General features: G+C 33.3%; 14 protein-coding genes. 10 read left to right on the top strand and 4 right to left on the bottom strand.

Going from position 1 to position 16,135, the window contains the following annotated elements:
- Window positions 1-5: 5 nt before the first annotated feature.
- A complete protein-coding gene (gene amaB, locus DMB71_RS18695; RefSeq protein WP_111368836.1) occupies window positions 6-1,559 on the bottom strand; it encodes an L-piperidine-6-carboxylate dehydrogenase in 1,554 nt (517 codons plus the stop codon).
- A 180-nt stretch (window positions 1,560-1,739) separates the two neighbouring features.
- Here amaB and DMB71_RS18690 point away from each other — a divergent pair, with 180 nt between their 5' ends.
- Together DMB71_RS18690 and DMB71_RS18685 are read left to right on the top strand one after the other, a co-directional pair.
- Window positions 1,740-2,696, top strand: a complete 957-nt coding sequence (locus tag DMB71_RS18690; protein ID WP_111368834.1) for an MBL fold metallo-hydrolase — start codon at window positions 1,740-1,742, stop codon at window positions 2,694-2,696.
- Between the two features lie 51 nt (window positions 2,697-2,747).
- Complete coding sequence (locus DMB71_RS18685; protein ID WP_111368833.1) at window positions 2,748-3,038, top strand: type II toxin-antitoxin system RelE/ParE family toxin; 291 nt, start codon at window positions 2,748-2,750, stop codon at window positions 3,036-3,038.
- Window positions 3,039-3,040: 2 nt separating this feature from the next.
- On the opposite strand, the gene DMB71_RS18680 is transcribed toward DMB71_RS18685, so the two are convergent.
- The 3 genes from DMB71_RS18680 to DMB71_RS18670 all read right to left on the bottom strand — a co-directional run bounded on the left by DMB71_RS18680 (window position 3,041) and on the right by DMB71_RS18670 (window position 5,159).
- Window positions 3,041-3,352, bottom strand: coding sequence for a hypothetical protein (locus DMB71_RS18680; protein ID WP_091128812.1), 312 nt, complete (start codon window positions 3,350-3,352; stop codon window positions 3,041-3,043).
- A gap of 133 nt (window positions 3,353-3,485) precedes the next feature.
- The gene (locus tag DMB71_RS18675; protein ID WP_111368831.1) at window positions 3,486-4,025 is read right to left on the bottom strand and encodes a 3-hydroxyanthranilate 3,4-dioxygenase; all 540 of its coding nucleotides are present in this window, start codon (window positions 4,023-4,025) and stop codon (window positions 3,486-3,488) included.
- A 42-nt stretch (window positions 4,026-4,067) separates the two neighbouring features.
- Complete coding sequence (locus DMB71_RS18670) at window positions 4,068-5,159, bottom strand: endonuclease/exonuclease/phosphatase family protein (RefSeq protein ID WP_111368830.1); 1,092 nt, start codon at window positions 5,157-5,159, stop codon at window positions 4,068-4,070.
- A 230-nt stretch (window positions 5,160-5,389) separates the two neighbouring features.
- On the opposite strand from DMB71_RS18670, the gene DMB71_RS18665 reads away from it, so the two are divergent.
- The 8 genes from DMB71_RS18665 (at window position 5,390) to DMB71_RS18630 (ending at window position 16,080) form a co-directional block, all read left to right on the top strand.
- A complete protein-coding gene (locus DMB71_RS18665; RefSeq protein WP_111368828.1) occupies window positions 5,390-6,289 on the top strand; it encodes a S66 peptidase family protein in 900 nt (299 codons plus the stop codon).
- Window positions 6,290-6,443: 154 nt separating this feature from the next.
- Entirely contained in the window at window positions 6,444-6,815 is a 372-nt protein-coding gene (locus tag DMB71_RS18660) for a YraN family protein (RefSeq protein WP_111368946.1), read from the top strand.
- A gap of 121 nt (window positions 6,816-6,936) precedes the next feature.
- Window positions 6,937-7,593, top strand: coding sequence for a hypothetical protein (locus tag DMB71_RS18655; protein ID WP_008466087.1), 657 nt, complete (start codon window positions 6,937-6,939; stop codon window positions 7,591-7,593).
- A 385-nt stretch (window positions 7,594-7,978) separates the two neighbouring features.
- A complete protein-coding gene (locus DMB71_RS18650) occupies window positions 7,979-8,542 on the top strand; it encodes an RNA polymerase sigma factor (RefSeq protein WP_111368826.1) in 564 nt (187 codons plus the stop codon).
- Between the two features lie 360 nt (window positions 8,543-8,902).
- Window positions 8,903-10,081 (top strand): FecR family protein, encoded by a 1,179-nt coding sequence (locus DMB71_RS18645; protein ID WP_111368825.1) that lies wholly within the window; start codon window positions 8,903-8,905, stop codon window positions 10,079-10,081.
- 190 nt (window positions 10,082-10,271) lie between these two features.
- Window positions 10,272-13,487: a TonB-dependent receptor gene (locus DMB71_RS18640; RefSeq protein ID WP_239452999.1), complete on the top strand. Its 3,216-nt coding sequence runs from the start codon at window positions 10,272-10,274 to the stop codon at window positions 13,485-13,487.
- Between the two features lie 8 nt (window positions 13,488-13,495).
- Entirely contained in the window at window positions 13,496-14,989 is a 1,494-nt protein-coding gene (locus DMB71_RS18635; protein WP_111368822.1) for a RagB/SusD family nutrient uptake outer membrane protein, read from the top strand.
- 14 nt (window positions 14,990-15,003) lie between these two features.
- Window positions 15,004-16,080, top strand: coding sequence for a SusE domain-containing protein (locus DMB71_RS18630; protein ID WP_111368820.1), 1,077 nt, complete (start codon window positions 15,004-15,006; stop codon window positions 16,078-16,080).
- The last annotated feature ends 55 nt before the right edge of the window (window positions 16,081-16,135 follow it).

Genomic DNA, 16,135 nt, shown 5'->3' with positions numbered 1-16,135 from the left:
TACAATTACAAATCAAATTTAATTCCCTGCGCAAGCGGAAGATTTGTTGTATAATTAATTGTATTGGTTTGGCGTCTCATGTAAATTTTCCATGCATCAGAACCAGATTCGCGTCCGCCTCCTGTTTCTTTTTCACCACCAAAAGCACCACCAATTTCAGCACCAGAAGTTCCGATATTTACGTTTGCAATTCCGCAATCAGAACCTGTTGCCGACAAGAATCTTTCAGCTTCACGTAAATTATTGGTCATAATTGCAGAAGATAAACCTTGTGCAACACCATTTTGAATTTCTATCGCATTTTCTACTTCACCAGAATATTTAAGCAAATATAAAACTGGAGCAAAAGTTTCATGCTGTACGATTTCAAATGAATTTTCAGCTTCAGCAATTGCAGGTTTTACATAACATCCGCTTTCGTAACCTTGCCCCGAAAGCACTCCTCCTTCTACAAGAATTTTTCCGCCTTCGGCTACTACTTTATTTAAAGCTGCAGCATACATTTCAACAGCATGAGTATCAATTAACGGTCCAACATGATTGTTCTCGTCAAGCGGATTTCCTATTCTTAACTGTTTGTAAGCTGCCACTAATGCATCTTTTACTTTATCATAAATACTTTCGTGAATAATCAGCCTTCTAGTAGAAGTACAACGTTGTCCAGCAGTTCCAACAGCGCCAAAAACAGCACCAATAACCGTCATTTTAATATCTGCATCGGGAGTAACAATAATAGCATTATTTCCTCCTAATTCTAACAACGATTTACCTAATCTCCCCGCAACAGTCTGAGCAACAATTTTCCCCATTCTAGTAGAACCTGTCGCAGAAATAAGCGGGATTCTATCATCTGCAGTCAACAACTCTCCTATTTTATAATCACCGTTTATTAAGCACGAAATTCCCTCTGGAAGATTATTTTCTTTTATAACTTGAGCGATGATATTTTGGCAAGCAATACCGCAAAGAGGTGTTTTTTCAGAAGGTTTCCAAACGCAAACATCACCAGAAATCCAAGCTAAAGCAGTATTCCAAGACCAAACTGCAACTGGGAAATTAAACGCTGAAATGATTCCAACAATTCCCAAAGGATGATATTGCTCGTACATACGATGTCCTGGCCTTTCAGAGTGCATTGTTAATCCGTGAAGCTGACGTGATAAACCAACTGCAAAATCGCAGATATCAATCATTTCCTGAACTTCTCCGAATCCTTCTTGCAATGATTTTCCCATTTCGTAAGAAACTAGTTTTCCTAGAGCTTCTTTATTTTGTCTCAATTTTTCTCCAAACTGACGTACAATTTCACCTCGCTGTGGCGCAGGAATCAATCTAAAAGTTTTAAACGCTTCTGCCGCTGTCTGAATTGCTTTTTCATAATCTTCTGCAGTTGACATTTTTACCGAAGCAATTAATTTCCCGTCAACTGGAGAATAACTGTCAAGAACTTCTCCTGATGAAAAATTATTAATTCCTGTGGATGTTCCTTCATTTATGGTCTTGATGCCCAATTTATCAAGAGCTTCCTTCATTCCAAATTGCGATGCTATTGTTGTCATTGTAACTTTTTTGGTTAAAATTGTTATATTTTTATGTAAAGATATTGTTTTAGAATTAATTTCCGATTGAAGTTAATTTATAAATAAACGTAAATTTAAGTTTATTTTATAGTATTAACAGAAACGAAACTTTATTATTGAATTTATTTAATGAAATTTGCATTACTTAAAATTAAAAATATGACCTCTTATATTCGGCTTCTCCTTTGTTTTCTTTTAATAACAACCAATATATTTTCTCAAAAAACAAAAACTTCTTTTTCAGTAGTTCCATTAGGAGTAATGGGAGGCATTGACGAAAAAAATCTCTCAGCTTATTTAATTGCTCCATTAAATACAACTGATTATATCTGTCTTGACGCTGGAACCATAAACGCCGGAATTGAAAAAGCGATTGAAAAGAAAACATTTAAAGTTTCTACAAACGAAGTTTTACGAAAATACATCAAAGGATATTTAATTTCTCATGCACATTTGGATCATGTTTCTGGATTAATTATAAATTCTCCTGCTGATTCTTCTAAAACAGTTTATGCAACTAATAAATGCATGGAAATGATGGAAAACCATTATTTCAACGATCAGACTTGGGCCAATTTTGGAGATGCAGGTCCAGGTTTTCCTTTAAAAAAATACCATTTTCAAACTTTAAATTTAGGCGAAGAAATTCCTTTAACTAATACCAAAATGACAGTTACAGCTTTTTCTCTTAGCCATGTTAATCCTTTTGAAAGTACTGCTTTCTTAATTAAAAACGACAATGATTATGCTTTGTATTTAGGTGATACAGGTCCAGATGAAGTAGAAAAAAGCAATAATCTTCGCAATTTATGGACAGCTGTTGCTCCATTGGTTAAAGCCAAACAATTAAAAGGAATTTTTATTGAAGTTTCATTTCCGAATGAACAACCAGATAAATTTTTGTTCGGACATTTAACTCCAAATTATTTAATGAAAGAACTTCATATTCTAGAAGATTTAGCGGGAAAAGGTTCTCTTGAAAACTTTAAAATTATCATTACTCATTTAAAACCTCCTGCAAAGAATATTGCAAAAATCAAAGAGCAACTAAAAGCTCAAAATGATTTGAGATTGAAGATTATTTATCCTGAACAAGGGAAAAAGTTTGAGTTGTAGAAAATATTTTGTAAGTTATTTTTTATATTTTAGCCAAATAAATTATATTAAATGGAAATTGTTTGGTCAAAAAAAGCAAAATATAACTTTTACTCTATTCGAAATTATTTAGAATTATATTGGTCACCATTAATAGCAGAAAAATTTATTCTCGATGTATTAAGAGTAAATAAGTTATTAGAAAAAAATCCTCAAATAGGAAAATATAGGGATGATTTAGAATGCCGGGAAATAGTAATCTCAAAACATATTACTTTATATTATGCAATAAAAGAAAATCAAATAAAACTGATTGCTTTTTGGAATAATCGCCAACGACCTTTAAATCCTCATGATTTGTAAATCTATATAAGTTTTTTACTTCTTAATTCTGCCAGCATTTCTTCATGAGTAATAAAATCTCCATTTTCGAGATCACGTTTACCCTGCTCGATTTCCTCTTTTAATTCTAATCTAAAGTTTTCTTCTGGAGAAAGAATTTTAGCAATAGAAAGCATTTCATCGGCAGAAAAAGTCTGAGTCTTTAACTTACGATAGAACGTTGGACTTGGAATACCAACTTGCTCAATAATATAGCTTTTTTTAAAGGGTGATTTGTTCATTAAACTCTCAATATTATCGACAATATTTTTATATGCAATTATTTCTTGTATCATTTTTGATATATCTATGAGTTATTTGTAATACAAATATACTTCAAAAATGATACAATCTTCTTTTTTTAGCGTTAAAAAAAAATAACCCAACAAGCTTACAATAGTGTTGGGTTATTTTTATATGTAATTAACATTATTTCTTCGCTACAAACCTAATATCAGTTTCCATAACAGTTCCGCAGTTATCACAAGTTCTTAATTCTTCTGAATTGTAAAAATGTTCAAAATGAGGAAGGAAATCTTTCTCTATATTATGAAGTTCAAAATATACTTCGTACAATTTGTGATTACAATTATCGCAATGCCAAAGTAAACCATCTGTAAAACCTTGTCCAGCACGTTTTCTTTCAATAACAAGACCAATAGAACCTTCTGAACGAACAGGAGAATGTGGCACTTTTGCAGGATGTAAGTACATATCACCTGCATTTAATTCCATTTCTTTACGTTGGCCATTTTCCTGAATCACAACCTTAATACTTCCTTCTAACTGATAAAAAAGTTCTTCTGTTTCATTATAATGATAATCTTTTCGAGCATTTGGACCTGCAACAATCATTACAATATAATCTCCAGAATCAACATACAGATTTTTATTTCCAACAGGCGGTTTAAGTAAATGACGGTTTTCGTCAATCCATTGTGTCAGGTTAAAAGGTTTTGCTATAGCCATTTTTATTCAAAATTTATGAAAAGCTAAGATAGTGAAAACTCATTAAAACTCTTTTATCAAATAGATATAAACCGGAAGATGGTCACTAAAACCAGCATCCGCCAATGTATTTCGCAACGGATAGCCTTTATATGCTCCTGAATTCTGAATAAGGTAAGGTCTGTTGAAAATGCCTGCTTTCCAAAAATTAAAAGTCGAAAAATCTGTTTTAACTAAAGAAGCTGTTATGATAATTTGATCAAAAATACTCCAAGAGTCACGATATGCAATGGTTCCTAAACCTTTATTCGCAAGATCTTCAAACGGATTAAAAACATCAAATTCAGCAATTTCAGATTTTGTTCCCTTTGCTCCTAACCCCGCTTTTATACTTTTATTAAATGGTCCATCATTAAAATCTCCCATCGTCAATACTTTTGCTTTCGGATTGATCTGTTGTAATGAATCGATAATTTTTCGGTTCAATTTTCCTGCAGCTTCGCGGAATAAACTCGTTGCTTTTTCTCCGCCAGATCTAGATGGCCAGTGATTTACGATAATATGTATTTCTTCATTTTCTAAAAATCCTGAAACCAATAGCTGATCTCTGGTAAAAACCCGGTTTTTATTTTCTTTTCTAACTTCAATTTCATCGTCTAAAACTTCTGATTGTTCCTCTTTTTTTGGAATTTCCTTTTTATAAATGATTAATGGAATATTCGAAAAAGAAGTCGGACGAAAGTATTTCTTTTGATAAAGCAAGGCCACATCAATACCGCGTTTATCTGGTGAATCAAAATGAATGATTCCTAAATCTAAAGATTGTAGTTTTGGTTCTTTGATTAAATCTTCTAAAACATCTCGATTTTCGATTTCAGCTCCACCAATTAAAGTAGGCGCATTTGAGTTTTCTGGCATTCCAATTTCTGATATCACTCTTGCCAAATTCTTTAATTTCTGCTGATATTTTTCTGCTGTCCAATGCTGTGCTCCATTTGGAGTCCATTCATCATCATTTGTAAATGCATCATCTACAGTGTCATAGAGATTTTCGAAATTATAAAAGGTGATTGTATGTATTTTATACTTTTTGGATTGAGATTGCGTTTGAATTGAAAAAAGAAGAACTACCAAAAAGATTCTGAAAAAATGCATGTAATATTATTTTAAAAAACATACCAATATTACTCTTTTTTATTTAATTGTAAGAAAATTCAAATAAATTTAAATACTAAAATTTCTATATTTGTTTTTTCATACAAAATGGAAAGAAGCAAATAATGATTATGAAAAACCTTTTAAATAGTAAGAAGCCAAATATTCTGTTTCAACTCGCATTTCTTATTTTTGCTTTACAATCATTCAACTGTCAATCTCAACAAAACATGATAACACCGCCTTATTTACAAAAAGGAGATACTGTGGCACTTTTGGCAACAGCAAGAAAAAACATCGACGATAACTTAAAACCAACAATAGATTTATTGCACAGTTGGGGTCTAGAAGCCGTAATCGGGTCAACAATTGGTTTAGATTATAATCAATTGGCTGGAACAGATGAACAAAGAGCTGCCGATTTCCAGAAGCAAATGGACAATCCGAATATTAAAGCAATTTGGTGCGTTCGTGGCGGATATGGTACTGTTAGAATGTTAGATTTATTAGATTTTACCAAATTCAAACAGCATCCAAAATGGATTATCGGTTTTAGTGACGTAACAGTTCTTCATAATCATTTGAATACAATGGGTTACAAATCTATTCATGGTATTATGCCGGTAACAGTTCCTAGAGCCACTCCAGATGCTGTAAGCTCACTAAAAGCAGCTTTGTTCAATGAACCTATTTCCTATACTATTAGCCCAGCTCCTATGAATCGTTTTGGAACCGCAACAGGAGAATTAGTTGGAGGTAACTTGTCTATTTTATATAGTTTATTAGGATCGCCATCGGCAATTGACTGCAAGGATAAAATTTTATTTATCGAAGATTTAGATGAATATCTTTATCATATTGACCGTATGATGATGAATCTAAGACGCAACGGATGCATTGAAAACCTCAAAGGAATTATCATTGGAGGAATGACAAGTATGAAAGACAATGAAGTGCCTTGGGGAAAAAATGCTTTAGAAATTATCGACGATGTAACCAAAAAGTACAATATTCCGGTAATTTTTAATTTCCCAGCTGGCCACATAAGAGACAACAGAGCTCTCATTATGGGAAATACAGTTACGATGGAAGTTACAGCTTCTGGAAGTACTGTCACTTTTAAAAAGTAATAATACGTTGCTTATACCTTAAGCAAGTCTAACAATACCACATAAAATCTCGCAAAGACGCGAAGTCGCAAAGTTTTTAAATATCCTTTGCAACTTCGCGTCTTTGCGTCCAAAAAACCTGAAACCTGAAACCTCAAACAAAAAAACAAAACTCATGGCAGAACATAACGATTTAGGAAAATTAGGTGAAGACCTCGTAGCTGCACATTTAGAAGAAAACGGATATTCTATTCTAGAACGAAACTTTGTCATCCAAAAAGCAGAAATAGATATAATTGCTCAAAAAGATGCTATTTTGGCAATTGTTGAAGTTAAAACTCGTTCGAGTTTAGATTTTGGTTCTCCACAAGATTTTGTCAAGCAAAAAAAGATTCAATTACTTATTAAAGCAGTAAATGCCTACATAAACGATAGGGAAAAGGATTTTGTAGAAGATTTAGAAATCCGTTTTGACATCGTTGCAATCCATAAAAACGGGGAATCATTTGCAATTGAACATCTTACCGACGCTTTTTATCACTTTTAACATAATTTTTTATTGTTATAATTGTAACAATTTGTTTTTTTATTTATATTTGCAAAGAATTATAACATCGCAATGTTAAATTAACAAACCAACTCAACTGTTACCAAAAAAAAAAAGAATTATGAAAACTGTTTCTTCTATTGTAGAAAACTACATTAAAACAAAACCATTTTTATTAAATGCTCTGTCACTCGGAATTATTAACCTAACATCACTTTCGCGAAATATTATGACCGAATTAGAAAGTGAGTTTGGGAAAGAGGTAAAACAAGGCGCTGTAGTAATGTCTTTAAAACGACTGACGGAAGAACTAGATTTTAAATTAAACCACAAAATCAATAAAGTAATTAAAAATATTGGTGAAATAACAGTTCGTTCTGAGCTTACAGATTACACTTTCGCAGCGTCTGAAACTGTCTTAAACAAACAAGCAGATTTAATTTCTGATATTAATGCTTTATCTGATATTTTTTATACTTCATCTCGTGGAGTTAACGAAACCAATATTGTTGTAAGCAGTAGTGTAAATCACTTAGTTGAGAAACACTTTATGAGAGAAAAATTAATCCAGAAATTGGATAATTTAGCTTCAATTACTGTAAAATTACCAAAAGAAAACATTGTTGTTCCAGGTATTTACTACTTTATTTTCCAGCGTTTGGCTTGGGAAGGAATTATCATCAATGAGGTAATTTCAACTTCAAATGAATTTACTATTTTGGTTGGAGAAGATCAAGTTGATGTTGCTTTTAAAGTAATTAAAGACTTGAAAAACTAAACTAATAAAGATTAAAGAATCAATTTGATTCTTCCTTATAAAACAAAAATCCTTTTGTCTTTTTTAATGAAAGATGAAAGGATTTTTGTTTTATAAAAGGTTGAATAAGCATGATTCCATTTTTAGCAAATAAGAATATTCTCAAAAGTCATATTGCTAAATAAACATTATTTCTGAAAAGCGTCAATATGACACTTACTTGTAAAAAGCCACTTTGCGCTGCATTTTATATCTTTTATATAAAAAACTAACAAAAAATACGAATTAAGTTTTTTTACATATAATTTATTACGAATAATATTTTTATATATTTGCGACGAAGTCAGATATCAGACCTCAGATTTTATCGTTTAATACCATTGGAATTAAATAAACGCAATTTAAATTGTTAGAAGCTGCCAACCATAGTGAAAAATTATTGGTAAGTGAACTCAAAAAAGGAAACGAAAAAGCCTTTCGCCAACTTTTTGATTTGTACCGCCAAGATATTTATGGATACAGTATCAGTCTTCTAAAATCAAAAGAAGCAGCGGAGGAAAATGTACAGGATGTTTTTTTGAAAGTCTGGCTCAACCGCGAAAGTTTGGATGTAGAACAATCTTTTAAAGCCTACATTTTTACAATTGCAAGAAATCAGGCTTTTAATGTTTTGAATAAAGCCGCCAATGAAATTGTATTGAAAGAAGCTGTTTTCTACGAAAGTCAGAAAACGCATGAATATGGAGATTATGCCATTCGCGAAGCCGATTGTAAAAAACTCCAAAAGCAAGCTATAAGACAGCTCCCGCCCAAACGACGGCAGATTTTTAAAATGTCGCGAAAGAAAGGAATGAGCTACGAAGAAATAAGCGAGGAACTCGGAATCTCGATAAATACAGTCCGGAACCAAATGAGTAAAGCGCTCGAATCGATGCGCGGTTTTTTTCAACTTCACGATGAAATTATCTAACCAAAACCACAAATATTGCCCTTAAAATCACTCTTCGGAGTGATTTTTTTTTTTTGATTTATGCCAGATTTTATATTCCCACAAAGTTTTTGTCATTTCGACCGAAGGGAGAAATCTCACTAGAAACTCCGCAAAGATAATTGTCAATCTTTGTCGAATTACGAGTGAGATTTCTCCCTTCGGTCGAAATGACAAAACAATTATTAAAAAAGATTTTTTTAATAAAATCCAGTAAAATCAATACTTAACAAGCTTTTTTATCTTTTTCAAATGTTAAAATTTAAAAATTTATAACGTTTGAGTAGTACTCGATTGCATCTCAGCTGTATTATAGAAACACAGAACCTAAAAACATTCTTAATGAATTCAAATTCTGAAATAAAAACGCTTTTAGAGAAATTTATTTTAAATCAATGTACTGCCGAAGAAACAGAACAGGTTATCGCCTATTGTCGAAATAACAATCTTACTGAAGAATTTCCGACTGTTGAAGAAGTAAAAAATCTATTGGGCGAAATGCCAAAAATGGATGAGCACAAAGCAGATTCTATTTTTGACAATATTTTATCTGCGGCAAAAGAACAAGAAACTGTAATAGAACTACAACCTAGAAAATCAAGTTATAGAAAATATATTGCTATTGCAGCTTCCGTTTTGGTTCTCTTGGGAGTTGGTTTTGGCTACAAACAAGTTTTTCTAAATAAAACTGCCGAAGTTCCTTTCGATTTTAAAAGCACTGATATTGTTTTACAAATGGAGGACGGAAGCGTTCAGATTATTTCTGAAAATGGCAAAGTTCAAGTTCACGATAAAAATGGAAATATTGTTGGAAACCAAAACGGTGATAAATTAGTTTACGAAAATCAAACCGATTCTGATAAACTGGCTTACAACACGCTTAAAATTCCATTTGGCAAAAAATTTCGTCTTCAATTGTCTGACGGGACTATGGTTCATTTAAACTCTGGAACTACTTTAAAATATCCAGTAAAATTTATTACTGGAGAAAATCGTCAGGTATATCTAGACGGAGAAGCTTTTTTTGATGTCGCAAAAGACAAAAAACATCCTTTTATTGTAAATGCTGACAACTTGAATGTACGCGTTTTAGGAACACATTTTAACGTTTCTAACTATCCGGAAGACGCTGCCACAGATGTTGTTTTGGTTGAGGGTTCTGTTGGAATGTACCGCTCAAACGAAGAATTTGATGCTTCTAAAAATACAATCTTAAAACCGGGCTATAAGGGAAGTTTCAACAAAGAAAATGCTTCAATTTTTACTAAACAGGTTGCTACAGAAATCTATACTTCTTGGATAGATGGCGGACTGACTTTTAGAAATATGACTTTCAAAAATATTATCACTAAACTGGAAAGACGATATAACGTAACGATCATTAATAAAAATGAAAAATTGGCTAACGAGAAATTCAATGCCAGCTTTAAAGAAGAATCAATTGAGAATGTTATGAGCTATTTTAATGATGTTCATGGCATTAATTACACCATAAAAAACAATCAAATACTAATTAAATAACCACTAAAACCAATACAATTTATGATGAGATAACATTACGGGAATAAAAAAATCGGAAAGAGCTGCGAACAATTTCCGATTAACTAAGTGATTGAATATAACGAATTAACTACAATCAATTAACAAAATTATGAAAAAAAAATCTAAGAATAATGGGTTTCTATACTCATTGTTCCAAAATGACCTAAAATTGAAATTAACTACACTCCTTATTTTGGTCGCCATGTTTAATATCAAAGCGAGTACTTATGCGCAAAAGACTAAAGTTACTCTTGAATTGAACAATTCAACAATCGAAAAGGTTATTGAGACCATTGAACAAAAAACAGATTTCAGATTTATTTACAAAATGAGTGATGTCGACTTAGATCGAACAGTTTCTATTTCTGTAAAGGAACAATCGATATATGTAGTTTTAGACAGAATTTTTAAAGGAACCCCAACCGAATTTAAAATTCGCGACACACAAATTATTCTAAAAAAACCTGAACTAAAAACGCAAAATATCGAGAACGAAAAAGAAACAATTTCTGGAATTGTTACCGACGAAAATGGTGCTCCGCTTCCTGGAGCTTCTATTATCGAAGAAGGCACAAAAAACAGTGTTGTAACCGATTTTGATGGTAAATTTAAATTTACTGTCGAAAGCAGTTCTTCTGTAATCTTAGTCAGTTTTGTAGGATATAAAACTAAAAGAGTTCCTGTTGGAAATGGCGTTTTAAATATTCAATTGGAACCAGATGCAACCAACTTACAAGAAGTTGTTTTAGTTGGTTATGGTTCTTTGTCTAAAAAAGACGTTACTGGAGCTGTCTCTACAATTAATGCAAAAGACATGAATCAAGGTGCAATTGTAAATCCGTTGCAATTAATTTCGGGTAAAGCTGCGGGTGTAAATATTAACCAAATTGGTAGCGAACCGGGTTCTGGTCCAAGTGTGCGTATTCGTGGAGTAAGTTCTTTAATTGGCGGAAGCGACCCTTTGGTTGTAGTAGATGGAATTCAAGGAAATTTAGATTTACTAAATTCTATTCCCCCAACGGAAATTGAATCTATCGATATTTTGAAAGATGCTTCGGCTACAGCTGTTTATGGATCTAGAGGAGCTGCTGGAGTAATTATCGTAAGAACTAAAACGAATAAAACAGGAAAAACAACTTTTGAATATGTAGGTTCTTCTTCTATCGATTTTATTCCAAAAAAATTAGATTTTCTAAATGCTGATCAATGGTGGACTGCAGCGCAAAGTGTTGGCGTTCCTGCTTCTGCAAATCATGGTGCTAATACAGATTGGTACGGAATTTTAACGCAAACAGGGTTTACACAAACACATACACTTTCGTTTGGTGGCGGAACTGATAAATTCAGTTACCACGGATCTGTAAGTGCTATTTTGCAGGATGGTGTAGTAATTAATTCTAGCAATAAAAAATATATTGCAAGGTTACAAGCCACTCAAAAAGCTTTAGATGACAAATTAACTTTGACTTATAGTTTAACCAACGGAATTAGTAATACAGCCAGCAGTGTACAAAGTATCGGTAGAGTTAATCAAGTTTCAAACTTAATTTCTCAGGCCTATCAAATGCGCCCTACTGATCCTGTGTTTGAATCAGACGGGACAACATATTATACAGATCCTAACCTATTTCAATATTTGAATCCTTATGCGGCTCAACAAGAAATTACTAATGAGGGAAAATACGATAATTTATTTGGAAGCCTTAAAGCTGATTTAGATATAGTTGATGGTTTGCAGGCTGGTTGGTTTGGAAGCTGGAGAAAAGCAAATAATTCAATCGGTTTTTATAATCCAGCAAAATCTACTGATGCAAACGCAATTAACCAAAAAGGTTTTGGAAATATCAATAATACTCGCCAAGAAGAAAAATTAATGGATATTAGTTTGAATTACAAAAAAACATTTGGAGTTCACTCAATCAATGCCTTGGCTTTGTACGAATGGCAGTACCAAAGCAAGCAAGAAAATTACTCTCAAGTAAGAGGTTTTATAAATGATTTAGCAACTTATAATAATCTTCAATTAGGCGACATTACTAAAGCTCTTCCTGGTGACATTAAATCTTCTAAAGAGGATAGAACTCTAGCTTCTTTTTTGGCAAGAGTAAATTACTCTTTATTAGATCGTTATTTGGTTACAGCAAGTATCAGACGTGATGGTTCTTCTGTATTCGGAGCAAATAATAAATGGGGTAATTTCCCATCTGCTTCTGTGGCTTGGCAAATTGCAAAAGAATCATTTATGGCTAATCAATCTGTAGTTAATGATTTGAAACTACGTGTAGGTTATGGCGTTACCGGAAATCAGCAAGGGTTGAAACCCTTAAGTTCTCTTTCTTTGGTTGGCGCCTCGGGCACAACTTATTTTGGAGGTTCTCAAATTCCAAATTACAATATCACTCAAAATGGCAATCCAGATTTGAAATGGGAAACAAAAAAACAAACCAATATTGGTCTTGATTTTGGTTTAATTGACAGCCGATTGAGAGGTACAATTGATGTGTATACTGCAACAACAGATAATTTATTATTTGATTATACAGTACCTCAGCCTCCTTATCCTTATGATAAAATTAAAGCAAACGTTGGTAGTATAAGAAACCAAGGTCTTGAAGTTGCTTTGGCATATGATGTAATTCGTAATGAAAACACAACTTTTACTTTGGCAGGAAATGTTTCCTTTATGCGTAATGAAGTTCTTAATCTAAGCGGAAGCATCAATGGCGTAGCATTAAATACAGATTATGTAAGCTGGGGTGCACCAAATTCTTACTTAATAAAAGGACAACCAATTGGTACATTTAATATTTTACAGCACCAAGGTAAAGATGCCGCTAATGCTGAAACGGTAGTAGACCAAAATGGTGATGGCGTTATTGACCAAGGCAGTATGAGTCTGGATCGTGTAATGCAAGGCTCTGCTTTGCCAACTTATACTTTTGCATTCAATCCTACTTTGAGATATAAAAAGTTTGATGCTTCTTTATTACTAAGAGGATCTGGAGGGAATAAAGTTTATAACACTGTAAATCAACGTTCAAGTTATATGGAAAACATAGGAAAAAGCAATGTTTTACAAAGTGCGGTTGATTTAGGTATCTACACCTCGCAATATTCTTCAAATTTATGGTTAGAAGATGGTTCTTTTGTTCGTTTAGAAAACGTTACTGCAGGATACAATTTTAGCTTTAAAGATCGATTTATAGAGTCAATTAGACTTTCTCTTACTGGAAACAACCTATTCCTTATCACAAATTATTCAGGTATTGATCCTGAAATTAACTTAAGTGGTAGTGGTGACGTAAATGATTATTTTGGAGGAGACAGAGGAATTTATCCTCGTACCAGAAGCATTTCGTTTGGTGTAAACGTTAAATTTAAATAGTAAAAGAAATGAAAATAAAAAATATATTTTTAGCAGGAAGCATTTGTTTCTTTGCTCTGACAGGTTGCACCAATGTTGAAGAAAACGTGTACGATCAATACCCTGCGAAGGATTTTTATGGATCTCCTCAAGGAGCTGACATAGCCTTAGCAAGTGTATATGCACAAATTCCTGGTAATTGGAATGGGGTTGGTTATGCCGGTGCCGATATGGGTTGGTACGACTTAAATTCTATGTGTGTTGATGATCAAGTTATTCCTCACAGAAATACAGGTGACTGGTCAACTGAATTTGCAATTTTGTTCAAACATCAATGGTTGCCAACAGATGAAGTAGTTAGAAATACATGGAACTGGCTTTACAAATCAATTTTCAATGCCAACCTTGCCATACAACAATTGGAAGACTCTAAAGCCGATGCATCAAAAATTGCTGAAGCTAAAGTTTTAAGAGCTTTTTTCTATTATTTATTGATTGATGATTTTGGAAGTGTACCATTTTATACAAACAACAATATTACTGTTGACAAAATTCCACAAGCAAGTCGTAAAGAAGTATTTGATTTTGTAGTATCAGAATTAAAGGCAAATGTTGATTTACTGCCCGGCACTAAGGGTGGCGAATTTTACGGCAGATTTAACAAATGGGCTGGATATACTTTACTTGCTAAAGTATATTTAAATGCAGGGGTTTTAACAGGAACTCCAAAATGGGAAGAATGTTTGGCTGCTTGCAATGTTGTAAATGGCGGAGGGTTTTCATTACATCCCGCTCTTTCAGATGCTTCAAGTCCATTAGGAAATAAATACTATGAATTGTTTGGAGATGTAAGTCCACAAGATGAAACTATTTTATCTATTTATACTACCGTTGATGTTGTAGGTCGTAATATTTTTACAGTACGTAGCTTGATTGGGCCACATGCTAATGCTTTATTTGGTTATAGTGGCTGGAACGGATCTGTTATTCCAAAAGATTTTTACCTAAAGTATGACGATAAAGATGTTCGTAAAAAACAATTCTTATTAGGACCGCAGCCAGGTAACATAAATTATACATTAGACATCACTTCATTAGATAATCCGGGAGCAGGTGCTCAGGAAGGTGTTAGAAATGTTAAATTTTATCCTGCAGGTTCAATGAACGGTGGCGGAGCTTCAAATGATTTTCCAATTTACAGATATGCTGATGTTATGTTAATGACAGCCGAATGCAATGTTCGTTTAGGAAATGCAGGAGCAGCTAAACCTTTAGTAGATGCTATTAGAACTCGTGCTGGTCTTGCAGCTTTAGCTTCAAATCCTACTCTTGACGATATTTTTGATGAAAGAGGTCGTGAATTAAATTGGGAAGGGCATCGTAGAGAAGATATGATTCGTTTTGATAAATTTTTGCTGCCAAATGAATTCAAAGGTACTTCAGAAGAATATAGAAAAATATTCCCTATCCCAACTTCAGCTTTAAATGCAAATCCGGGACTTAAACAAAATCCAGGTTACTAAATCAGCTAAATATTATGAAAAAATATATAAATCAATTAGTCGCATTATTGGCATTAATAATCGTGACTACTTCTTGTGAATCTGACGCAGAATTAACCGTTTTAAAATCGGTTAGTTTTCCTGCTGCAATTACATCTTCTGCAAGTAAAATTGTGCTTACAGAAAATACCGCCGACGATACTGCAGCAACTATTTCTTGGGCTGCTGTTGTTTTCCCGATTGAAGCTCCCGTTTTATATACGGTACAATTTGATCTACCAGCAAATACTACTGGTGCAAAGGCATGGTTAAATGCTAAAGCATTCGAAGCAGGAAACGATGTTTTGAGTAAATCTTTTACTGTTCGCGATTTGAATAAAATTGCAACAGATTTAGGAATACAACCAAATGTAGAAGGAAAATTAGCCGTAAGAGTTGTGGCTGCCATGGACAGAAATATTTATTCAGATCCAATTGAGATCACGGTGACTCCTTACGAAAAAGCAGTTGTTTTTGGTGAAATTTATATGCCTGGAGATTATCAAGGTTGGGCGGTTGAAACTGCTTCAGCTTTAACAGCAATTGAAAAAGGAATCTATCAAGGATACATGACTGCTGAAGGCACTGCATTAGCATTCAAGTTAAATACTGCCAGAACATGGGCCGAATTTTATGGTGCAGGTGCTACTAATGAAGATTTAGTTAGAATGGATGATGATAATTTATTTCTTCCAAGTGCAGGTTCATACCAAATTAAAGTAAATTTGAACACGCTAAAATGGTCTGCTACTCCTTATGCATGGGGAATTGTTGGAACAGCTCAATCTGGAGGATGGGACAACAGTACACCAATGAAATACGATCATCAGACTAAAACATGGAAAGTAACAGCAAACTTAGTTCCTGGAGCATTAAAATTCAGACTGAACAACAAATGGGATGTAAATTATGGCCCTGCTGATGAGTCTAAAAATGTTATTACTAAAGACAATGCAGGTGCTTACACCATTTCTGAAGCAGGAACTTATGAAGTTACCTTCACAATTGATGAAACAGATCCAAACACAAATGGCTATCCTGCAACAGCAATTTGCAGTATAGTTAAAAAATAATCTAGCACATTCATACTTGTTAGATTAGTTTTGAGTGAAACCTGCCTTTCTGAGC

Source organism: Flavobacterium tistrianum (genome assembly GCF_003254545.1).
Classification (GTDB): Bacteria; Bacteroidota; Bacteroidia; order Flavobacteriales; family Flavobacteriaceae; genus Flavobacterium; species Flavobacterium tistrianum.
This window is presented reverse-complemented; position numbering and strand designations above follow the sequence as displayed.